This window comes from Streptomyces sp. NPDC087422, assembly GCF_044744145.1.
In the GTDB taxonomy this organism is placed as follows: Bacteria; Actinomycetota; Actinomycetes; order Streptomycetales; family Streptomycetaceae; genus Actinacidiphila.
Genome location: NZ_JBIUXT010000004.1, coordinates 50759 through 69179 on the forward strand (window position 1 = coordinate 50759; position 18421 = coordinate 69179).

15 protein-coding genes are annotated in these 18421 nt (G+C 74.5%); 3 read left to right on the forward strand and 12 right to left on the reverse strand.

Features of this window, described 5'->3' with window-relative positions:
* Positions 1-23: 23 nt before the first annotated feature.
* Entirely contained in the window at positions 24-977 is a 954-nt protein-coding gene (locus tag ACIO6U_RS13780) for a zinc-binding alcohol dehydrogenase family protein (protein WP_401718643.1), read from the reverse strand.
* Between the two features lie 206 nt (positions 978-1183).
* Positions 1184-2344 (reverse strand): citrate synthase/methylcitrate synthase, encoded by a 1161-nt coding sequence (locus ACIO6U_RS13785; RefSeq protein ID WP_401718646.1) that lies wholly within the window; start codon positions 2342-2344, stop codon positions 1184-1186.
* Between the two features lie 106 nt (positions 2345-2450).
* Here ACIO6U_RS13785 and ACIO6U_RS13790 point away from each other — a divergent pair, with 106 nt between their 5' ends.
* Positions 2451-3752 carry a citrate/2-methylcitrate synthase gene (locus ACIO6U_RS13790; RefSeq protein ID WP_401718649.1) on the forward strand — a complete coding sequence of 434 codons (1302 nt, stop codon included), beginning with the start codon at positions 2451-2453 and terminating at the stop codon, positions 3750-3752.
* A gap of 117 nt (positions 3753-3869) precedes the next feature.
* Here ACIO6U_RS13790 and ACIO6U_RS13795 read toward each other — a convergent pair whose 3' ends face one another.
* A complete protein-coding gene (locus ACIO6U_RS13795; RefSeq protein ID WP_355346725.1) occupies positions 3870-4097 on the reverse strand; it encodes a hypothetical protein in 228 nt (75 codons plus the stop codon).
* Between the two features lie 137 nt (positions 4098-4234).
* Here ACIO6U_RS13795 and trxA point away from each other — a divergent pair, with 137 nt between their 5' ends.
* Positions 4235-4603 (forward strand): thioredoxin, encoded by a 369-nt coding sequence (gene trxA / locus ACIO6U_RS13800; RefSeq protein ID WP_355346728.1) that lies wholly within the window; start codon positions 4235-4237, stop codon positions 4601-4603.
* Between the two features lie 206 nt (positions 4604-4809).
* Complete coding sequence (locus tag ACIO6U_RS13805) at positions 4810-6507, forward strand: bifunctional 3'-5' exonuclease/DNA polymerase (protein ID WP_401718651.1); 1698 nt, start codon at positions 4810-4812, stop codon at positions 6505-6507.
* Between the two features lie 13 nt (positions 6508-6520).
* On the opposite strand, the gene ACIO6U_RS13810 is transcribed toward ACIO6U_RS13805, so the two are convergent.
* The 9 genes from ACIO6U_RS13810 to ACIO6U_RS13850 form a co-directional block, all read right to left on the reverse strand.
* The gene (locus tag ACIO6U_RS13810; RefSeq protein WP_401718654.1) at positions 6521-6796 is read right to left on the reverse strand and encodes a hypothetical protein; all 276 of its coding nucleotides are present in this window, start codon (positions 6794-6796) and stop codon (positions 6521-6523) included.
* A complete protein-coding gene (locus tag ACIO6U_RS13815) occupies positions 6793-7293 on the reverse strand; it encodes a hypothetical protein (RefSeq protein ID WP_401718656.1) in 501 nt (166 codons plus the stop codon). The genes ACIO6U_RS13810 and ACIO6U_RS13815 overlap by 4 nt, the downstream gene beginning before the upstream one ends.
* 217 nt (positions 7294-7510) lie before the next feature.
* Positions 7511-9016 carry a sensor histidine kinase gene (locus ACIO6U_RS13820; RefSeq protein ID WP_401718658.1) on the reverse strand — a complete coding sequence of 502 codons (1506 nt, stop codon included), beginning with the start codon at positions 9014-9016 and terminating at the stop codon, positions 7511-7513.
* Positions 9013-9717 carry a response regulator transcription factor gene (locus tag ACIO6U_RS13825; protein WP_401719720.1) on the reverse strand — a complete coding sequence of 235 codons (705 nt, stop codon included), beginning with the start codon at positions 9715-9717 and terminating at the stop codon, positions 9013-9015. The genes ACIO6U_RS13820 and ACIO6U_RS13825 overlap by 4 nt, the downstream gene beginning before the upstream one ends.
* 234 nt (positions 9718-9951) lie before the next feature.
* Positions 9952-11340 carry a ricin-type beta-trefoil lectin domain protein gene (locus ACIO6U_RS13830; RefSeq protein WP_401718661.1) on the reverse strand — a complete coding sequence of 463 codons (1389 nt, stop codon included), beginning with the start codon at positions 11338-11340 and terminating at the stop codon, positions 9952-9954.
* Between the two features lie 17 nt (positions 11341-11357).
* Positions 11358-12641 carry an RICIN domain-containing protein gene (locus tag ACIO6U_RS13835; RefSeq protein ID WP_355346746.1) on the reverse strand — a complete coding sequence of 428 codons (1284 nt, stop codon included), beginning with the start codon at positions 12639-12641 and terminating at the stop codon, positions 11358-11360.
* 163 nt (positions 12642-12804) lie between these two features.
* Positions 12805-13782, reverse strand: coding sequence for a lysylphosphatidylglycerol synthase domain-containing protein (locus ACIO6U_RS13840; RefSeq protein WP_401308238.1), 978 nt, complete (start codon positions 13780-13782; stop codon positions 12805-12807).
* 467 nt (positions 13783-14249) lie between these two features.
* On the reverse strand, positions 14250-14957 hold the full coding sequence (locus ACIO6U_RS13845; protein ID WP_401718665.1) for a hypothetical protein: 708 nt from the start codon (positions 14955-14957) through the stop codon (positions 14250-14252).
* A gap of 198 nt (positions 14958-15155) precedes the next feature.
* Positions 15156-18209 (reverse strand): DEAD/DEAH box helicase, encoded by a 3054-nt coding sequence (locus ACIO6U_RS13850; protein WP_401718668.1) that lies wholly within the window; start codon positions 18207-18209, stop codon positions 15156-15158.
* Positions 18210-18421 lie beyond the last annotated feature (212 nt).

An 18421-nucleotide genomic window follows, 5' to 3' on the forward strand; every position in this document is an offset into this window, starting at 1 on the left:
TACGACGAGCCCGTCGGTTCCGCTCAGGCCCTCACATCGAGCACCAATTTGCCGAAGGTTTGCCGGGCCCGCAGCTCCTCATGGGCCCTGACCGCCTCGGACAGCGGATAGATCCCGCCGAGCCGGGGTACGAGGCGGCCCGCCGCGGTCATCTCCAGCAGCTCGGCCATCGGCTCGCGGTACATCCCCGGACGGCCGAGGCAGTGCGTCAGCCAGAAGCCGACGACCGCGCGGGAGCGGGCCATGAGCTGTGCGGCCTGGACCGGTGTCGGGGGCGTCCTGGAGGCCAGACCGTACGTGACGAGGCGGCCGAACGGCGCGAGCGCGGCGAGCGAGGCGTCGAAGACCGGGCCCCCGGTCATCTCCAGCACGATGTCGACCTTCTTGCCGCCGTTCGCCTCGACGAGACGGTCCTTCAGGTTCTCGGGGCCGGAGTCGACGGCGACGTCGGCGCCGAGTTCAAGCGCGAGGTCCCGCTTGTCCTCGGACGAGGCGGTGGCGATCACCCGGCCCGCGCCGAAGGTCTTGGCGAGCTGGACGGCGAGCAAGCCCATACCGCCGGCGGCCGCGTGCACCACGACGCTCTCGCCCTCGGCCAGGCGTCCGGAGGTGCGCAGCAGGTGCCAGGCGGTGAGGCCCTGGACGACCAGGGCGAGCACCTGCCCGTCGGTGACCTCGTCGGGCACGTCGTGGGCCAGGTACTCCTGGACGACGGCCTTCTGGGCGTAGCCGCCGTTGTCGGTGAGGGCGACGACCCGGCGGCCCTCCGCGGTGCGGCCGACCACCTCGGCGCCGGGGACCATCGGGAGCGTGGAGCGCGAGAGGTAGGAGTCCTCGACGGTGTGCGTGTCGGCGTAGTTGATCCCGGCGGAGTCGACGTCCACGAGGAGCTGGCCCGGGCCTGCCACGGGGTCGGGCAGCTCGGTCTCCCGCAGCACCTCGGGACCGCCGAATTCGGTGATCTGGATCGCGCGCACGTCGGCTCCTCAGCGTGGTGGGGCGCACCCTGCGGGTGCTTTCCTGGCGTCCGCCGGTGTGTCCCGGTGTCCGCTCCGCCGATATTACCGACTGGTTGGTATGTCGCACACCGCTTGGACACACCGCTTGGGCACACCGCTTGGGCACGCCGCAACGCGTTCCGTCGCGCACTCCACCACAGGCACCGCCATCCCCGCCGGTCTGCTCAGGCGGCGGGCACCGGCACGGGCGGCGGCGGGCCGACGTACCGCGCGGACGGCCGGATGATCTTGCTGTCCTCGGCCTGCTCCAGGATGTTGGCGCTCCAGCCGACGACGCGGGCGGCGGCGAAGGTGGGCGTGAACATCTCGCGCGGCAGCCCGCAGAGCTCCATCACGACGCCCGCGAAGAACTCGACGTTGATGTGCAGCTCGCGGCCGGGCTTCAGCTCGGCGAGCAGCGCCTCCGCGCGGGCCTCCACCTCCACCGCGAAGTCCACCAGGTCGCCGCCGAAGCTCTGCGCGATGCCCTTGAGCATCCGCGAGCGCGGGTCCTCGGTGCGGTACACGGGGTGGCCGAAGCCCATGATCCGCTCGCCCGCACCGATGTGCTCCCGCAGCCAGCCGTCGATCCGGTCGGGCGTGCCGATCGCGTCGAGCGTGTCGAGCGCGCGGCTGGGCGCGCCGCCGTGCAGCGGCCCGGACAGCGCGCCGATCGCGCCCACCAGACAAGCGGCCAGGTCCGCCCCCGTCGAGGCGATCACGCGGGCGGTGAACGTCGAGGCGTTGAAGCCGTGGTCGACGGTCGAGATCAGATAGCGCTCGACGGCGCGGGCGCGTACGGGCTCCGGCTCCTCGCCGGTCAGCATGTAGAGGTAATTCGCCGCGTACGGCAGGTCGTCGCGCGGCTCGACCGGCTCCAGGCCCTGGGCGAGCCGGTGCAGCGCGGTGAGCAGGGTGGGCACCACCGCGCAGGCGGCCAGCGCGTCGGCGCGGCGGCGGTCGGGCGTGAGGTCGTACAGCGGGCGGAATCCGGCCGAGGCGCCGGTCAGCGACAGCGCGGTGCGCAGCCCCGCGAGCGGTCCCGACAGCGCGCTGGCGCGGGCGATGGCCGGGAGCGCGTCCGCCACGTCGGCGGGCAGGTGCCGCAGGGCGGCGGTCCGCGCGGTGAACGCGGCGCGCTCGGCCGCGTCGGGCAGCGCGCCGTGGAACATCAGGTGCCAGACGTCCTCGAAGCCGCGGCTCTCGGCCAGCTCCACGGCGGAGTACTCGCGGTAGTGGTAGAAGCCTTCGAGCCCGCGGACGTCGCCGACGGATGTGTCGGTGACGATCACGCCCTTGAGACCGCGGGGTACGTCGATCGGGGCGTTCTGCTCGGTGGTCGGCATCGTGTCCTCCTTGGGTATTGACTCGACTCTCCATGATTGATTTAAACTCTGTCAATGTTGATTGAATCAATGTGAATGAGCTGAGCCCTATGGATACGGTGAGGCCATGACGGATCAACCGGCGGACCGGATCAGCACCCGGGAGGCCGCCCGGCGGCTCGGCGTGAAGCCGGAGACGCTGTACGCGTATGTCAGCCGCGGCCTGCTCGCCAGCCGACGGGCCGAGGGCGGCAGGGGCAGCACCTTCGACCCGGACGAGGTCGAGGCCCTGGCCCGGCGCGCACGGCCCGCGGCGGCCGGTGCCGACGGGCCCTCGGACAGCGGGGGCGGCGGGGGCGGCGGGGGCGGCGGGGGCGGCGGGGGCGGCGGGGGCGGAAACGGCGCCTGGGTCCGTATCCGTACCGGCGTCACTTTGATCGAGGACGACGGCCTCTACTTCCGCGGGGTCGACGCGACCGGGCTGGCCACGGCGTACGGCTTCGAGGAGGTCGCCGAGTGGCTGTGGACCGGGGTGCTGCGGCGCGGGGTCCGCTTCACCGCGCCCGAGCCGCTGCTGAAGGCGGCCCGCAGCGCGGGCGACGCGCTGCCCGCGGGCTGCGGGCCGATGGACCGGCTGCGGGTCGCGGTCATCGCGGCGGCCACCGCGGATCCGCTGCGCTTCGACCTGTCGGAGGAGGCCGTGCTGGGCACGGCGCGCAGCCTGATCCCGACCCTGGTCGGCGCGCTGCCGCCGCTCGGCCGGCCGCATTCGGGAGAGGGCGGGCTGGCCTGGCGGCTGTGGTCGCGGCTGACCGAGCGGCCCGCCGACGAGGCGGCGCTGCGGGTGCTGGACGCGGCGCTCGCGCTGCTCGTCGACCACGACCTGGCCGCCTCGACGCTGGCCGCGCGGGTCGCCGCCTCGGCCCGCGCGCACCCCTACGCGGTGGTGTCCGCCGGCCTCGGCGCGCTGGACGGGCCGCTGCACGGACAGGCCAGCGCCCTGGCCCACCGGACGCTCGCCGAGGTGCTGGAGCGCGGCGGCGCGGGTCCCGTCGTCGCCGAGCAACTGCGCGCCGGTCAGCGGATCCCCGGCCTCGGGCACCGCCTCTACCAGGGCGAGGACCCGCGCGCCCGGCTGCTCTTCCACCTGCTCGGGCAGGTGCCCGCCGCCTCCGACGCCCTGGCCGCGGCCCGCGACCTGGCGGCGACGGCCGCCCGCCACACCCCGCTGCACCCCAACGTCGACCTGGCCCTCGCGGTGCTCTCGGTCTCCGCCGCGATGCCCGCGGAGGCGGGCGAGACGGTCTTCTCCGTGGCGCGCACGGCGGGCTGGATCGCGCACGCCCTGGAGGAGTACCAGGAGCGCCCGCTGCGGATGCGCCCCAGCGGCACCTACCAGGGACCGCCGCCGCCCCAGCCGCTGCCGTGACGGCGCGCGGTCGCCTCTCACGGGCGGATGACCGCCGACGCCGCCCTCAGCGGAGACCCGGGCCTCGGCCGGAGCCTGGGCCGGGGCCGGAGTCCGGGCCGGGACCGGGACCCGTCGTCAGACGCCGGTCAGACGGGGGATGCGGCCGACCAGTTCGGCCCACTCCGTGTCCTTCTGGCCCGGCACCATGCGGCCCGCGGACCGCCACTGGTCGGCGAGTTCCGCGAAGACCGGTGCCTCCGTGCTCTGCAGAACCGTTCCGGCACGGGAATAGCGCCATGGCTGGTGACCGTCGCCCGCGCCGTCGGCGCCGTCGTCCTGCGGAATCCACTGCGTTGCTGCCATAGCCCGACCAACGACTCCGACGGGTCGGACGCCACTGCACACCCCGTCCGCACCACTCGTATGAGTGAACTCTCCGGGGTCCGTGGCACCCGCGGCGACGGCAGGAATTTCCGGCGGGCGCCGCCCGTTGTGGGGGCATGAGCACTGTGGAGCTGACCAAGGAGAATTTCGACGAGGTCGTGTCGTCGCACGATTTCGTCCTCATCGACTTCTGGGCCGCCTGGTGCGGGCCGTGCCGGATGTTCGCACCGGTCTACGACAAGTCGTCCGAGAAGCACCAGGACCTGGTCTTCGCGAAGGTCGACACGGAGGCGCAGCCCGAGCTGGCCGCGGCCTTCCAGATCCAGTCGATCCCGACCCTGATGATCGTCCGTGACAAGGTCGCGGTCTTCGCGCAGCCGGGAGCGCTGCCCGAGCCCGCCCTGGAGGACGTCATCGCGCAGGCCCGCGCCCTCGATATGGACGAGGTGCGCAAGTCGGTCGAGGAGGCCCAGCAGAGCTCCTGACGGGCCCGCCCGCCACCGACGCGACAGCGAGGGACATCCGGGGCCGCGCCCCCGGCCCGCGGCGAGAAGGATTCGCCGCCGGGCCGGAGCGCGGCCCTTGCGCCGCCGTGTCGTCGGCCCGCCGGGGTAACGCGGCCGGGCCCGTGCGCGACACCGTCCGCGGGCCCGCCCTCCAGGGCATTGTCAGTGGTCGCGTCTAGGCTCCGATGGTGGGTACAGCCATCGCCGCCGTCGCGCGGATCGCCGCCGTGCCCGACCCGGTGGGGTCGGGCGGGCGGCTGCGCGCGCTCGGGGAGGACGGGACGGCGGTCGGGGAGGTCGATGTCGTACGGGACCTGGCCGCTGAGGTCGCGCGGCGGGAGGCCGAGCAGGCGCCGCGCTGGGTCTGGGCGGCGACCGACGAGGTGTATCCGTGGCTGCTCGACCGGGGGTCGGTGCGCACCGCGCGCTGCCATGACGTGAAGCTCGTCGAGTCGCTGCTGCTCGGGCAGGAGGGCAGGCACCGCAGGCCCCGGTCTCTGGGGGCGGCGTGGGCGCGGCTGCACGGGCTGCCCGAGCCCGAGGACGCCCCGGAGCCCGGCGCGGACGACCAGCCGGTGCTGTTCGCCGCCGACCGGCGTCATCTCCCGCGGGATCTCGACCCGTTGGCCGCGCTGGTCGAGGTGCACGCGGCGCAGCAGCGGCGGATCGCCGCGAGCGAGCACCCCGACCGGATCCGGCTGCTGTGCGCGGCGGAGTCCGCGGGCGCGCTCGCCGCGGTCGAGATGGGCCGGGACGGGCTGCCGTGGAGCGCCGAGGTGCACGACGAGCTGCTGACCGGGCTGCTCGGCCCGCGCCCCGCGGGTGGCGCACGGCCCGCGCTGCTGGGCGAGTTGGCCGCCCGTATCCAGGACGCGCTCGGACGTCCGGTCAACCCCGACTCCCCTGCCCAGATGCTGCCCGCCTTCGCCCGCGTCGGCGTGCATCTGACGTCGACCCGATCGCACGAGCTGCGCGAGGTCGGGCATCCGGCGGCCGGGCTGCTGCTGCGCTACAAGGAACTGTCCCGGATTCACGCCGCGCACGGCTGGGCCTGGCGCGAGAGCTGGGTGCGCGACGGCCGCTTCCGCGCCGAATACGTGGTGGGCGGCGTGGTGTCGGGCCGGTGGGCGACACGTGGCGGCGGCGCCCTTCAGATCCCGCGGCTGCTGCGCTCCGCGGTCGTCGCCGACCCCGGGCACCGACTGGTGGTCGCCGACGCCGGGCAGCTGGAGCCGCGGGTGCTGGCCGCGATGTCCGGTGACGCCGGGCTCGCGGCGGCTGCCGCGGAGGGCGATCTGTACGCGGCCCTGGCGCGGAACGCCTTCGGCGGCGACCGGCCGCGCGCCAAGATCGCGCTGCTCGCCGCGATGTACGGGCAGACCAGCGGCGAGGCGGGTCAGCTCCTCGCGGTGATGCGCCGCCGTTTCCCCGCCGCCCTGGCCCTGGTGGAGGCCGCGGCCAGAACGGGCGAGGCGGGCGGGATCGTACGGTCGCGGCTGGGCCGTACGTCGCCCGCGCCGTCCGCCGACCGGTTCCTCGACGAGAGCGCCGACCCCGGCGACGGTGCGTCCCCCGACCGCCGCGCGGCCCGGTCCTGGGGCCGCTTCACGCGCAATTTCCTCATCCAGGCCAGCGCCTCCGACTGGGCCTTGGCCATGCTGGCCTCGCTGCGCCGCCGGCTGACCGCGATCGGGCCGGAGCCCCAACTGGTCTTCTTCCAGCACGACGAGGTGATCGTGCACGCCCCGACCGAGCTCGCGCCCGCCGTCGAGGCGGCGGTGACGGCGGCCGGTGACGAGGCCCGCCGCCTGGTCTTCGGCTCCGCCCCGGTGCCGTTCCCGCTGGAGACGCACGCGGTGGCGTGCTACGCGGACGCCAAGTAGCTCGGCGGCAGGGTCACTTGTCGGCCGCCGCGTCGGATTCCGCCGCCGCGGCGGCGGAATCCGCGTCGTCCACCAGCTTGCGCATACGGGCGAGTTCGGAGTCCGAGGGCGCGGAGGAGTCGCTGCCCGCGCCCGCGGATGCGCCCGCCGAGGTGTCCGCCGACGACGCCGGTGCGGACGTACGGCCGGAGTGTCCGCAGCCGGTCACCAGCGCCCCGGCGATCGCGCAGGCGGCCAGCACGGCACCGGCCCGCGTACGGCCGCCCTTTCGCGAAGCGGCGCCGCTCACTTCGTGCCGCCCTTCGCCGTGAAGTCCTGTGTCCCGCACCAGGTGCGGACGGCGTCCAGGTCCGTGCTGCGCCGGTTGAGGGTCGGCACCAGCGACGTGCGGAAGGTCAGCTTGTCCTTGAGATACGTGGCCACCGCCGTGTCACCGGCCGTGTTCGCGTTGTCGACCCGCTTCTGGAGCCGGGCGACGGAACCGCGTTCCGTGGCGGGGCCGTTGAGCCGGGCGAGCGCGCGGTCGATACGGGCGTCGATCTTCGGCACCCGCTTGCACAGGGCGCGGGCGCCGTCCCCGGTCGGCGCCTTGTGGACCTTCGGGGTCCTGGACCCGGCGGACGGGTCCGTCGACGGCGCGGCGGACGGGTCGGCCGCGGGTGCCGAGGACGGGTCGGCAGACGGTGCGGCCGACGGGCTCGTGGCGTCCGCGACGGCGGTGCCGGCCGCGGCGAGCAGGGCGGCGAGCGCGGCGGCTGTCGCCACGGCGGTGCGAGTGGGGCGCATGGGTTCCTCCCTGAAGGTTTCGGCACCGGTCGCGGTGCCCGTCAGAGCCGGAGGTTAGGAACCGTCTTTGTGGAAACCTTGTGACCGCGCGACAGGCCCGCGACGACCGGCCGGACCGCAACTGCCGTGCGCCCCGGGAACCTTGCACGTGGCCCGGTCCGACCGGTGACCCCCGCGCGGAACCCGAGGCAGGCGGTGCCCGGTGCGGTCCGCGGCCCTAGGGCCGCTCCCCCGTCGACGCGCCCGCCAGCCAGTCCCGGCCGCCGGGCAGCGGGCGCTCCGACGCGCCGAGCGGCAGCACCACGGTGAAGCGCGCGCCGGGACCGCCCGGCCGGTCGCCGACGGTGATCCGCCCGCCGTGCAGGGCGATCTGCTGCCCGACCAGGGCGAGGCCGAGCCCGGAGCCAGGGCTGTCGGGGCGGCGGCGGAAGCGCTGGAAGATCTCCCGCCGGGCGGCGGGCGGCACTCCGGGCCCGTGGTCGTCCACGGTCAGTACGACAGAGGGGCCCGCCGGGTCGGCCCCCGGTGCGAGCGTCACCTCGATCAGCGCCCCGCCTCCGCTCCCCGTACCGCCGCCGCGCCCGTCCCCGTCCCGACTCGCGCCGTGCACCGCCGCGTTGACCAGCAGATTGTCGACCGCCGAGCGCAGCCCCTGCGGCCAGCCGTACACGCGCAGGCCCGGCCGCGCGGTCAACTCCACGCGTACGTCGGGGCGTTCGCGCCGCAGGTCGGCCACGGCGGCGTCCAGCACGTCGGCGAGGTCGACCGGCACGAAGGCGTCGGCCTCGACCAGGTCGCCCTGGGCGAGGGCGCGCAGCATCACCAACAGGCCGAGCAGCCTGGTGTGTTCGCCGCGCAGGTCGGCGATGATCTCGGCGCGTTCCGCGGGGTCGGGCTCGGGGCGGCCGTCCAGGACGTCGAGGTTGATGCGCATGCTCATCAGGGGGTTGCGCAGTTCGTGGGAGGCGGCGGCGGAGAAGGAACGCGCGGTGGCCAGCGCCTCGGCCGTACGGGCGGCCTGTTCGTCGTAGCGCGCGAGGACGGTCTGGAGCGTGCGCGCGAGTTCGTCGACCTCGGTGACACGGGTCGGCCTGTGGTCGAGGCGGGCGGCGCTGGTGCGCGGGTCGATGCCCCCGGCGCGGCGCTGGAGCCGCCGCAGCGGGAGCGCCGCGCGGGTGACGGCGAGCCAGGCGGCGGCGCCCGCGACCGGCGCGGTGAGCAGCGCGACGGTGACGATCCTGCGGCGCACCCGGCTGATCTGCTCCTGGCCCGCGGTGTCCGGCGAGAACAGCCACAGGGTGCCGGTCGCGGCGGGTCGCACAACGGACAGCGGTACGGCGAGCACCCGCCAACTGCTGCCGTCCGCACGGAAGGTGACGGGCCGTACGGCGTCCGCCGCGGCGGGCAGCGGTCGGCCGTCGGCGGGCTGCGGGCCTTCGGTGACGGTGCCCTCGGTGCCGGTCACGCGGATGCCGACGTCGAGCGCGGCGGCGAACAGCTTGCGCTGACGGGCCTGTTCGACCTCGGCCGACCGGTCGTTCGCCATGGCCCGCAGCAGATTGCGGGCGTCGGTGCGGACGGCGGCGGCCCGGTCCCGCAGGTGCGCGTCGGCCTGCGCGTGGACGTCGTGGCCGACCAGCCGGACCATGATCCAGCCGGAGGCGAGGACGAGCAGCGGTACGAGGACGGTGATCGCCAGCGCGATCCGGGTGGACAGCCTCACGACACGCCGTCCCGTACCCCGGCTCGCCGCTGTTCGCGTCCGTCGGCCCGCAGGACGAATCCCACGCCCCGCACGGTGTGCAGGATGCGGGGCCTGCCGCCCGCCTCCAGCTTCTTGCGCAGATAGCTGACGAAGGTGTCGACGGCGTCGGTGCGGACCTCGAAGTCGTATCCCCAGACCCGGTCGAGGAGTTGGTCGCGGGTGAGCACGAGACCGGCGTTGCGGGCGAGGATCTCCAGGAGTTCGAACTCCCTGCGGGTCAGCTCCAGCGCCCGGCCCTCGCGGGCGGCGGTGCGGGCGGCCGGGTCGAGGACGAGGCCGCAGGCGCGGACCTGGCCGTCGGGGCGTGGCGGCCGGCGGCGCAGCAGGGCGTGCAGCCGCAGGACGAGTTCTTCGAGTGCGAAGGGTTTGACGAGGTAGTCGTCGGCGCCCGCCTGGAGTCCCGCGACCCGGTCGGCGACCTCGTCGAGCGCGGAGAGCACCAGCACCGGCAGGTCGTCGCCGCCGGCCCGCAGGGTCCGGCAGACCTCGATGCCGTCCACGTCGGGCATCGATATGTCCAGGACGAGGATGTCGGGCGGGGTACGGCTCAGCAGGTCGAGCGCGGCGGCGCCGCCGTCGGCCTCGGTGACGGCGAAGCCGCGCAGCCGCAGGGCGCGGCCGAGTGAGCGGCGGATCGCCGCGTCGTCGTCCACGACCATGACGCGGCCGGGACCGGGCCCTGAACCGGGGTCGGGCTCGGAACCGGGGCCGCCGCCCGCCTCCGGGCCGTCCGTGTGCGGCATCGGATCTGTCATCGGAACATGCCTCCGCTCCCCGGCCGTCGCATGGTGCATCGCGGGAACCATGCCTACACGGCCGGGGAGCGGAGAGCCATCGGGGGGTGGCGTCCCCGCCGTCACGGCGGGGGTACCACCCGGGTCACTCGGGCGGTGTCACCCGCCGTACTGCGCGAAGGTGCGGGTGAAGTCCCACGCCTGCTGGGAGACGCCGGAGCAGGTGTCGTCGTTCGGGTAGCCGCCGGGGCAGGCCCGGTCCCGGTTGGCGGACCAGAAGGTCAGCCGGGCCAGGTGGTGCTGCTGGGCGTAGGCGAGGATCGTGCGGAAGTCGGCGACGGTGACGGTCTCGCTGTTGTCGGTGATGCCGTTCATCGACGAGATGCCGCTGTGCCGGTACGCCTGGTCGTCGGTGTAGCCGTACGCGTTCTTGAGGGCGTTCTTCAGGCCGTCGGTGGCCTTGGTGGTGAGGTTGCCCATGTTCTGGCCCGCGCCGCCGAAGTCGAACGGCATGATCGTCCAACTGTCGACGGTCAGCCCGGAGGCGGCGGCCTTGTTGATCAGGCCGGTGTCGGGGCCGCTCTGCCCGGTGCCGATGGTGACGTACTCGACGATGCCGGGGTTGTTGGCCTTGATGGTCTTGAGCGCGTCGACCGTGCGCTGCTGGACGGTGCCGTTGCTGTAGGCGCTGGCCTCGATGTCGATGTCGATGGCCTTGAGGCCGTAGGCGTTGATGACCTTCTGGTAGGCGCCCGCGAGCGCGCTCGCGCTGGTGCAGGACTCTTCCAGCTTGTTGCCGCTGTAGCCGCCGAAGGACGGGACGACGTCGCCGCCCGCCGCCCTGATCTTGTTGATGGTGTTCTGGTCGACGCCGCCGGTCAGCGCCCGGCCGCCGTCCCACTGCGGGTTGCAGGTGCCGTTGCTGAGCACGAAGGCGAGCGTGAACCACTTGACGCCGGTCGCGTTCATGATCGTCGTCGGGTCCGGCGGGTTGCCCCAGCCGTTGTAGAGGTACGGCGCGACGGCCTGGACGCCGGTGCCGCCGGACGGCGGCGGGGTGGTCGGCGGGGTGCCGCCGCCGGTGGGCAGCGTCCACTTCTGGTTGGCGGAGCCCGCGCAGTCCCAGATCTGGAGCCGGGTGCCGTTGGCGGAGCTGGGGCCCGTCGCGTCCAGACAGCGGCCTGAACCGGCGTTGACCAGCGTGCCGTTGCTCGACGTCCACTTCTGCGCGTTGGTGCCGTTGCAGTCGTAGAGCTGGATCTGGGTGCCGTTGGCGGTGCCCGCGGCGGTCACGTCCATGCACTTGCCGAGGGCGCGCAGGGTGCCGTCGGAGGAGACGGTCCACGCCTGGGCGGCGCTGCCGTTGCAGTCGTAGAGTTGCACGGCGGCCCCGTTGGCGTTGCTGCCCGAGGCCACGTCGACGCACTTGCCGCCGTAGCCGGTGACGGCGCCGGTGGCGTCGGCGCCGGACGCCTGGCTGATCCCGAGGGCGGTCAGGGCTCCCGCGGCGAGCGCGGCGGTGGCCAGGAGTGTGGTGGTCTTTCGCATCTGCCGGATTCCTCTCATCAGCCGGTCACGGTCCACTTCTGGTTGGCGGTGCCCGCGCAGTCCCAGATCTGGAGCCGGGTGCCGTTGGCGGAGCTGTTGCCGGAGGCGTCCAGGCATCTGTTGGAGGCCGGGTTGACGATGTCGTGGGCGGCGCTCACGGTCCACTTCTGCGCGTTGGTGCCGTTGCAGTCGTAGAGCTGGATCGGGGTGCCGTTGGCGGTCCCGGCCGCGGTGATGTCCATGCACTTGCCGAGGGCGCGGATGGTGCCGTCGGAGCCGACCGTCCAGGACTGCGCGGCCGAGCCGTTGCAGTCGTAGAGCTGCACGGCGGCGCCGTTGGCGCTGCTGCCCGAGGCCACGTCGACGCACTTGCCGCCGAGGCCGGTGATGGCGTGTCCCGTGCCGGTGCCCGGTCCCGAGCTGTCGCTGGTGGTGACGTGCACGTAGTCCACGACGAGCTGCTGCGGGAAAGTGGTGCTGGAGTTGGGGTCGCCGGGCCAGTAGCCGCCGACCGCGAGGTTGAGCAGCAGGTAGAAGGGGTGGTCGAACACCCAGCGGTTGCCGCCGAGGTCGGCGGACGTACGGGTCTGGTAGACGTTGCCGTCCACGGACCACTTGATGGAGTTCGGCGCCCAGTCGATGGCGAAGGTGTGGAAGGCGTCGGAGAAGCTCTGTCCGCCGGGGAGGGTGTATCCGGCGCCGATGCCGGCCGAACCGGAGTAGCCGGGGCCGTGGATGGTGCCGTGCACGCTGCCGGGCTCGAAGCCGACGTTCTCCATGATGTCGATCTCGCCGCTGTTGGGCCAGCCGACCGAGCCGATGTCGTTGCCGAGCATCCAGAAGGCGGGCCACATGCCCTGGCCGCGCGGCAGCTTCATCCGGGTCTCGAAGTGGCCGTACGTCTGGGTGAACTTCTGCGGGGTGGACAGCCGCGCGGAGGTGTACTGGCAGGACCCGTACCAGCACTGGTAGTTGGCCGGATTCTCCTTGCGGGCGGTGATGACGAGGTTGCCCTGGCCGTCGAGCGCCGCGTTGTGGGTACCGCTGGTGTAGTACTGGCGCTCGTGGTTGTTGACGTTGTCACCGGTCTCGTAGCCCCACTTGGAGCTGTCGACCGCGCTTCCCGCGGGGCCGTTGAAGTCGTCGGTGAAGGTGGCGGTGGCCGCCACCGAGGCGGTGTCGAGCCTGCTCGCGGTGGCTTGCGGGGACGCGGTCTGTTGCAGCCAGCCGCACAGCAGCAGTCCTGCGGCGGCCAGCAGCGCGAGGGGGCGTATGCGTCGGGTGGGGGGTGATGCCGACATTGCCGGACTCCTCGGTCGGGTCGTCAGAAAACGGTTTTGGGCATGCTCCTGACAGACAGTGAGGTGCGGGGCACCCTGGGAGACTTCCCTTACGTCTTAGTTCAGGACGTGATTTAAATGGCGGGACTGAGGGGAGTCAAGGCTTCCGGCAAAGGTACGTACCTTAAAGTTCGCGGCGCTTGACGAGCACGGCGAGCACGACGACGCCGGGGATGAGCGGCAGCCAGGTGGTGACCAGGCGATAGCCGAGCACGGCGGAGGTCGCGGCGACGGCGGAGGCCCCGGCCGTGACCAGCGCGAGGGCGAGCGCCGCGTCCAGCGACCCGAGCCCCGCCGGGGTCGGCAGCCAGCCCGCCGCGGTGCTCGCGAAGAAGTACGCCACCAGGATGCCGCTGACCGGCACCGGGGCGTGGACCGCCTTGACCACGGCGACGACCACCGACGCGTGCATGGCGGGGAAGGCCAGCGAGCCGCCCCACAGGCACGCCACGCGCGCCCGGTCGCGGTGCAGGGTCCGTACGTCGTCGGCCACCGACGCCAGGAAGCAGCGGGCCCGGTCGCGCGCGCGGCCCGCGTACCGCGAGGCCACGAACGCCAGCACGACCAGCACCAGCGCGACCGCGCCGATCACCATGGGGTCGGCGGGCAGCACGAATCCGTCGGGGGCCAGCCGGTGCACTTGCAGAGCGTCGGGGAAGAGCGCGAGCAGGACGAGCAGCAGCGTCACCCGGCCGATGGCGGCGGCCGAGGCGCGGACGGCGAGCGCCGCGAGCGACCGTGTCGGCGTCATGCCGTGCCGCACGAGGAAGCGCAGATTGACGGCGTTGCCGCCGACGCCCGCGGGCAGGACGTGGTTGGCCGCCGAGGCCGCGAACTGCGCGGCCAGCAGCCGGCCGGGCGGCAGCGACATGACGACCGCGCCCTGCTGGGCGACGGCCGAGCAGACCCACGTCATGCACGCGGCGAAGACCGCGACGGCCATCCACTCGGCGTCCGCCTGGCCCAGCCGCCCGGCGCTGTCTCCGATCATCGGCCACTTGCTGACGGCGAGCGCCGCGACCGCGGCCACCGGCAGCAGCATGGCGGCGGACCGCACCGAATTGCGCTGCCAGAGCGCACCCTCGTCACGGGCGATGGACACGGTGACTCCTCGTCGCATGCGGTACGACGGCCGGGGCCGCCGGGGGACGGTGCGCGTAGCAGTGCGGGAAGTGGGACGGTTTGTCCAGACTAGGTGCCTTCCGGGGCGGCGTCGTACCGGCACAGGGCCACCCGGGTCAATCGTCGGACCCGCGCGCCGCGACGGCGAGGGTCCGTCAAGGGCCCCTTTTCCCGGCTGCCTTGGGGGTCCGGCCACGCCTGGAGTCTGCCCGCGTACGGTGAACGGCGCGCAGACCGTGACTGTCGCCATGTCCCCGGTCGGGTGACTCTCCACCGCCGCGGGATTAGCTCCGGAGAGTGCCGCGCATGGGCGCGGCGGACGGCGCGGAAGCCGAGGTCATCGGCGGGTTCCCGCCATGGCGCCGCGGCGGTCGTCGGAACGGTCGCCGGGGCGCGCGCTCAGCGGGTCGGGTCGGACCGCCCACCGAAGCGCCCACCGGGGCGCGGTCACCAGGTCAGGAACGCCTCGTAGGCGGGCGCGAGGGTGTCGGTGAGGGTCCGGCCGCGGACGCTGACCGCCGGACGGCCCAGTTCGGCGACGGCCGGTGCCGGGGCGGCTGCGCGGCGGTCGGGGAGGTCGCCGCAGTCCCAGAAGCCGCCGTCGGGGGCCGAGCCGGCGTCCGGGGCCGGGTCGTCGTCGAGGGGTACGGGCGGCGGGCCGTTGCGTACGGCGTCCAGGACGGCGCGGCGGTCCCGGCCGCGCCAGGTGGTGAGCAGGAACGGTTCGTCGTCGAAGGCGGCGCCGAGCGCGGCGAGTACGGCGGTGAGGTGGGCGCAGGGCAGCGCCCAGTCCGGGCAGTCGCACCCCAGGACCGGCTCGCCGTCCCCGGCCGGGAGCAGCGGCAGCCCGGCCCTGGCGAAGAGGGCGTCGGCGTCCGGCGGCAGCTCGCCGTCCAGGAGTTGCTCACGCGCGTCGGAGTCGGCGACGAGGGCCCGCTCGGCCCGCCGCCACTCGGCGTCGGTCAGCACCGGCAGTTCGATCCGCACCGTCCACGGCGTCGGCGCGCCGTCCCGTACCCGGGCGGTGACCAGCCCCGGCTCCACCGCGAGTCCGGTGACGCGCCCCGACGCCGGGCCGCGCGCGTACCCGAGCCCCGCGAGCCGGGCGTCCAGCCGTGCGGCCCACGTACGGCCGCCGCTTCCCGCCCCGGTCATCCGCTCACCCCCGCTACGGTCCCCGCCGCGCCCGTACCCCCACCGGGGCCCACGGCGTCCGCCGGGCCGCCGCACTCGCACCGACCGGAGAGGCGCGTCACTCGCTCACCCCCGCTACGGTCCCCGCCGCGCCCGTACACCCACCGGGGCCCACGGCGTCCGCCGGGACGCCGCACTCGCACCGACCGCCGAGGCGCGTCACTCGCTCACCGCCTCTTCCTCCGACAGCCGCAGGGCGTCGCGCAGTTCGGCCGTGGTCAGCTCCGCGAGCCAGTTCGCTGCCGCGGTGTCGCCCGCGCCGACGGCGCCGACGGCGGCGTCCGCGAGGGTGCGCTTGGCTTCGATCATCGCGTCGACGCGCTCCTCGACGGTGCCCGCGCAGACGAAGGTGCGCACCTGGACGTCGCGGGGCTGGCCGATCCGGAAGGCGCGGTCGGTGGCCTGGTCCTCGACGGCCGGATTCCACCAGCGGTCGATGTGCACGACCTGGCTGGCCGCGGTGAGGTTGAGGCCGGTGCCGCCCGCCTTGAGGGAGAGCAGGAAGACGGCGGGGCCGTCCGTCTCCTGGAAGCGGGCCACCATGTCCTCGCGGGCCCGCGCCGGGTCGCCGCCGTGCAGGAACAGCACCTCGGTGCCGAGCCGCCTGGCCAGATGCGGGCGCAACAGGGCGCCGAAGGCCGCGTATTGGGTGAAGCACAGCGTCTTGTCGCCCGCGGCGAGCGCGGTCTCCAGCGTTTCCTCCAGACGGGCGAGTTTGCCGGAACGGCCGTCCAGAGACGAGCCGTCGCCGAGGAAGTGGGCGGGGTGGTTGCAGACCTGCTTCAGCTTGCCGAGGGCGGCCAGTACGTGGGCGCGGCGGCGCAGTCCGCGGGTCTCGTCCATGCGCGCGAGCATGTCGGCGACGACCGCGCGGTAGAGCGCGGCCTGCTCCGCGGTCAGATTGCACACCACCTTGATGTGCTGCTTCGCGGGCAGTTCGCGGGCGATGGCCGGATCGGACTTGAGCCGCCGCAGCACGAACGGCCCGGTGCGGCGGCGCAGTTCGGCCGCCACGGCCGCGTCGCCGTCGCGTTCGACGGGGATCGCGTACCGCTCCTTGAAGGCGCCCGCCGTGCCGAACAGGCCGGGGTTCACCAGGTCGAGCAGCGCGTGCAGTTCGGCGAGGCGGTTCTCGACGGGGGTGCCGGTGAGGGCGATCCGGTGCCGGGCGGGCAGGGCGCGCAGCGCCCGGTACTGGTGCGTGGCGCTGTTCTTGACGCTCTGCGCCTCGTCCACGACCAGCCGCCGCCAGGTGACGGCGGCCAGCGCCTCGTGGTCGCGCTGCACCAGCCCGTAAGTGGTGATCACCAGGTCGGCGCCTCTTACCGCCGCGGCCAGTTCCGTACCGGTCAGCCGCCCCGCGCCATGGTGCACGTACACCCGCAGCTCGGGTGCGAAGGCGGCGGTCTCGCGCCGCCAGTTGCCGACCAGCGACATCGGGCAGACGACGAGCGTCGGGCCGTACGCGCTCTGGTCGCGCCAGTCCGGGTCGCCGTCCCGGTCGCGGTCCCGGTCACCCTCCCGCTCGCGTTCCACGGCGAGCAGCGCGAGGGTCTGGGCGGTCTTGCCCAGGCCCATGTCGTCGGCGAGCACGGCGCCGAGGCCGAGCCGGGACAGGAACGCGAGCCAGTCCAGGCCGCGTTGCTGGTACGGACGCAGGGTCGCGGTGAAGTCGGCGGGTACGGCGACCGGTTCCGGGCGGTGCTCCGCGCTGCCGCGCAGCAGTGCGCCGAGGCCGCTGAGCCGGTCCGCGGGGTCGTCGGCGGTGACCACGGTGACGGGCAGCCCCGCCTCGGCCGCCGTCGGGTCGAGGGCGATCCGCAGGGCCTGTCCCGTGGTCATGGTGCCGCTGCCCGCGCGTTCCAGGAAGGCCAGCACGGCGGCGATCCGCTCCGGGTCGACCTCGGTCCACTGGCCGCGCAGGCGTACCAGCGGCTGCCGGGCGGCGGCGAGCGCGGTGAGTTCCTTGTCGGTCAACGCCTGGTCGCCGAGGGCCACCCGCCAGCGGAAGGCCACGATCGCGTCCCGGTCGGCGATGCTCGACGTCTCGACGGTGCCGGGCTGCGGCTCCCGTACGGTCAGCGCCATGCCCAGCGCGGGCTTGCGCTGCCACCACGACGGGACCAGCACCCCGAAGCCCGCCTCCGTCAGCGCCGGGGCCGCCTCCCGCAGAAAGGCCAGCGCCCCGGCCCGGTCGAGCCGCAGCCCGGACGGGCGCTCACCGGCCAGCGCGGTGCGCAGCGCCTGATACGTGCGGGCGGCGCGGGTCAGCGCGGCGAGCACCGTCTGCGGCGGGTCGTCGGCGTACCGCGTCAGCGCGGCCTGCGCGGGGCCGCGCGTCCACACCTCGGCGGCCTCGACGGTGAGCGACGGCTCGTCGACGGCCTGGACGAGGAAGTCGAGACTCCAGCCGTCGTCCTCCGCCCCGTCGCCCGGTCCCGCGCCGAGGTCGCCGCCGCGCGGTTCCGTCAGCCGGAAGCAGAGCCGCAGCGGCTGGTCGTCCGCGGCGGCCGACGCGTGCCAGGCGGCGAGCCGCTCCCCCAGCCGGGCCGTCTCGACCGGGTCGGCCGCGCGCATCCGGCCGTCCGCCGCGCCGAGCGCCGCCGCCCACGCCTCGGCCGCTCCGGCCGCCTTCCCGCCCTTCACCAGCGGCCCCGCGTCCTCCAGCGCCGCCCGCGCCTCGCTGTCCACCAGGACGGCCATGACGTCCGTGACGAGCCCGGCCGCCGACCGTACGCCGTCGGCCGCGCCCAGGGTCAGCGTCGGCGGGACGGCCGCGGTCAGCCGGGCCAGCTCCTGGTGGCCCGCGGCGTCGGGCGCCGGGCGCCACCGGGCGTACGGGACGCCGTCCTCGCGGACGAGTTCGGGCAGCAGCCTGCCCCGGCCGACCAGCCGCCACGCCAGGTCGTGGGCGGCGACCAGCCACCGCACGGAGGCGCCGTAGGGCAGCTCGGCCAGGTCGGCGTGCGACAGCTCGCCGAGGAGCTGGGCGGCCTGGCCGGGGGTGAACAGGACGGCCGGTACGGTCCAGGGCGCGAGCGCGTCGCGACCATCGCCGGGAGCGGCCGGTGTCCGCAGTTCGGGCGACGGCCGGGGCCGCCCGGCGGCAGTGGGCAGCACGAGGCCCGCGGTCCCGCGCGCGGCGCGACCCGCGAGCCAGCCCAGTCCTGGGCCGCCCGTCGAGAGCAGCCGTACGACCTCGGCGGCGGGCACGGCAAAGGGGTGCGTGGCGGGCGCGCCCGCCGGAGTCTCCCCGTCCGCGTCCCGGCCCGTAGCCGCCCTGGGAGGTCTGCCTGGGGCGGGCTCCGCCGCCCGTGCGTCACCGGCGGCGGGCCGCTTCGACGGATTCCCACCGTCCGCGTCCCGGCCCGTCGCCGTCCTGGGACGACTACGAGGGGCAGGCTCCGCCGCCCGTGCGTCACCGG

What these genes read in the sequence shown, in the direction of transcription:
- ACIO6U_RS13815 (WP_401718656.1), bottom strand. Translation starts at nt 7,293, where the DNA reads ATGCGCCCCACTCGCACCGCCGTGGCGACAGCCGCCGCGCTCGCCGCC.
- ACIO6U_RS13795 (WP_355346725.1), bottom strand. Translation starts at nt 4,097, where the DNA reads ATGGCAGCAACGCAGTGGATTCCGCAGGACGACGGCGCCGACGGCGCG.
- ACIO6U_RS13790 (WP_401718649.1), top strand. Translation starts at nt 2,451, where the DNA reads ATGACGGATCAACCGGCGGACCGGATCAGCACCCGGGAGGCCGCCCGG.
- ACIO6U_RS13835 (WP_355346746.1), bottom strand. Translation starts at nt 12,641, where the DNA reads ATGTCGGCATCACCCCCCACCCGACGCATACGCCCCCTCGCGCTGCTG.
- ACIO6U_RS13830 (WP_401718661.1), bottom strand. Translation starts at nt 11,340, where the DNA reads ATGCGAAAGACCACCACACTCCTGGCCACCGCCGCGCTCGCCGCGGGA.
- ACIO6U_RS13825 (WP_401719720.1), bottom strand. Translation starts at nt 9,717, where the DNA reads ATGGTCGTGGACGACGACGCGGCGATCCGCCGCTCACTCGGCCGCGCC.
- trxA (WP_355346728.1), top strand. Translation starts at nt 4,235, where the DNA reads ATGAGCACTGTGGAGCTGACCAAGGAGAATTTCGACGAGGTCGTGTCG.
- ACIO6U_RS13845 (WP_401718665.1), bottom strand. Translation starts at nt 14,957, where the DNA reads ATGACCGGGGCGGGAAGCGGCGGCCGTACGTGGGCCGCACGGCTGGAC.
- ACIO6U_RS13805 (WP_401718651.1), top strand. Translation starts at nt 4,810, where the DNA reads ATGGTGGGTACAGCCATCGCCGCCGTCGCGCGGATCGCCGCCGTGCCC.
- ACIO6U_RS13785 (WP_401718646.1), bottom strand. Translation starts at nt 2,344, where the DNA reads ATGCCGACCACCGAGCAGAACGCCCCGATCGACGTACCCCGCGGTCTC.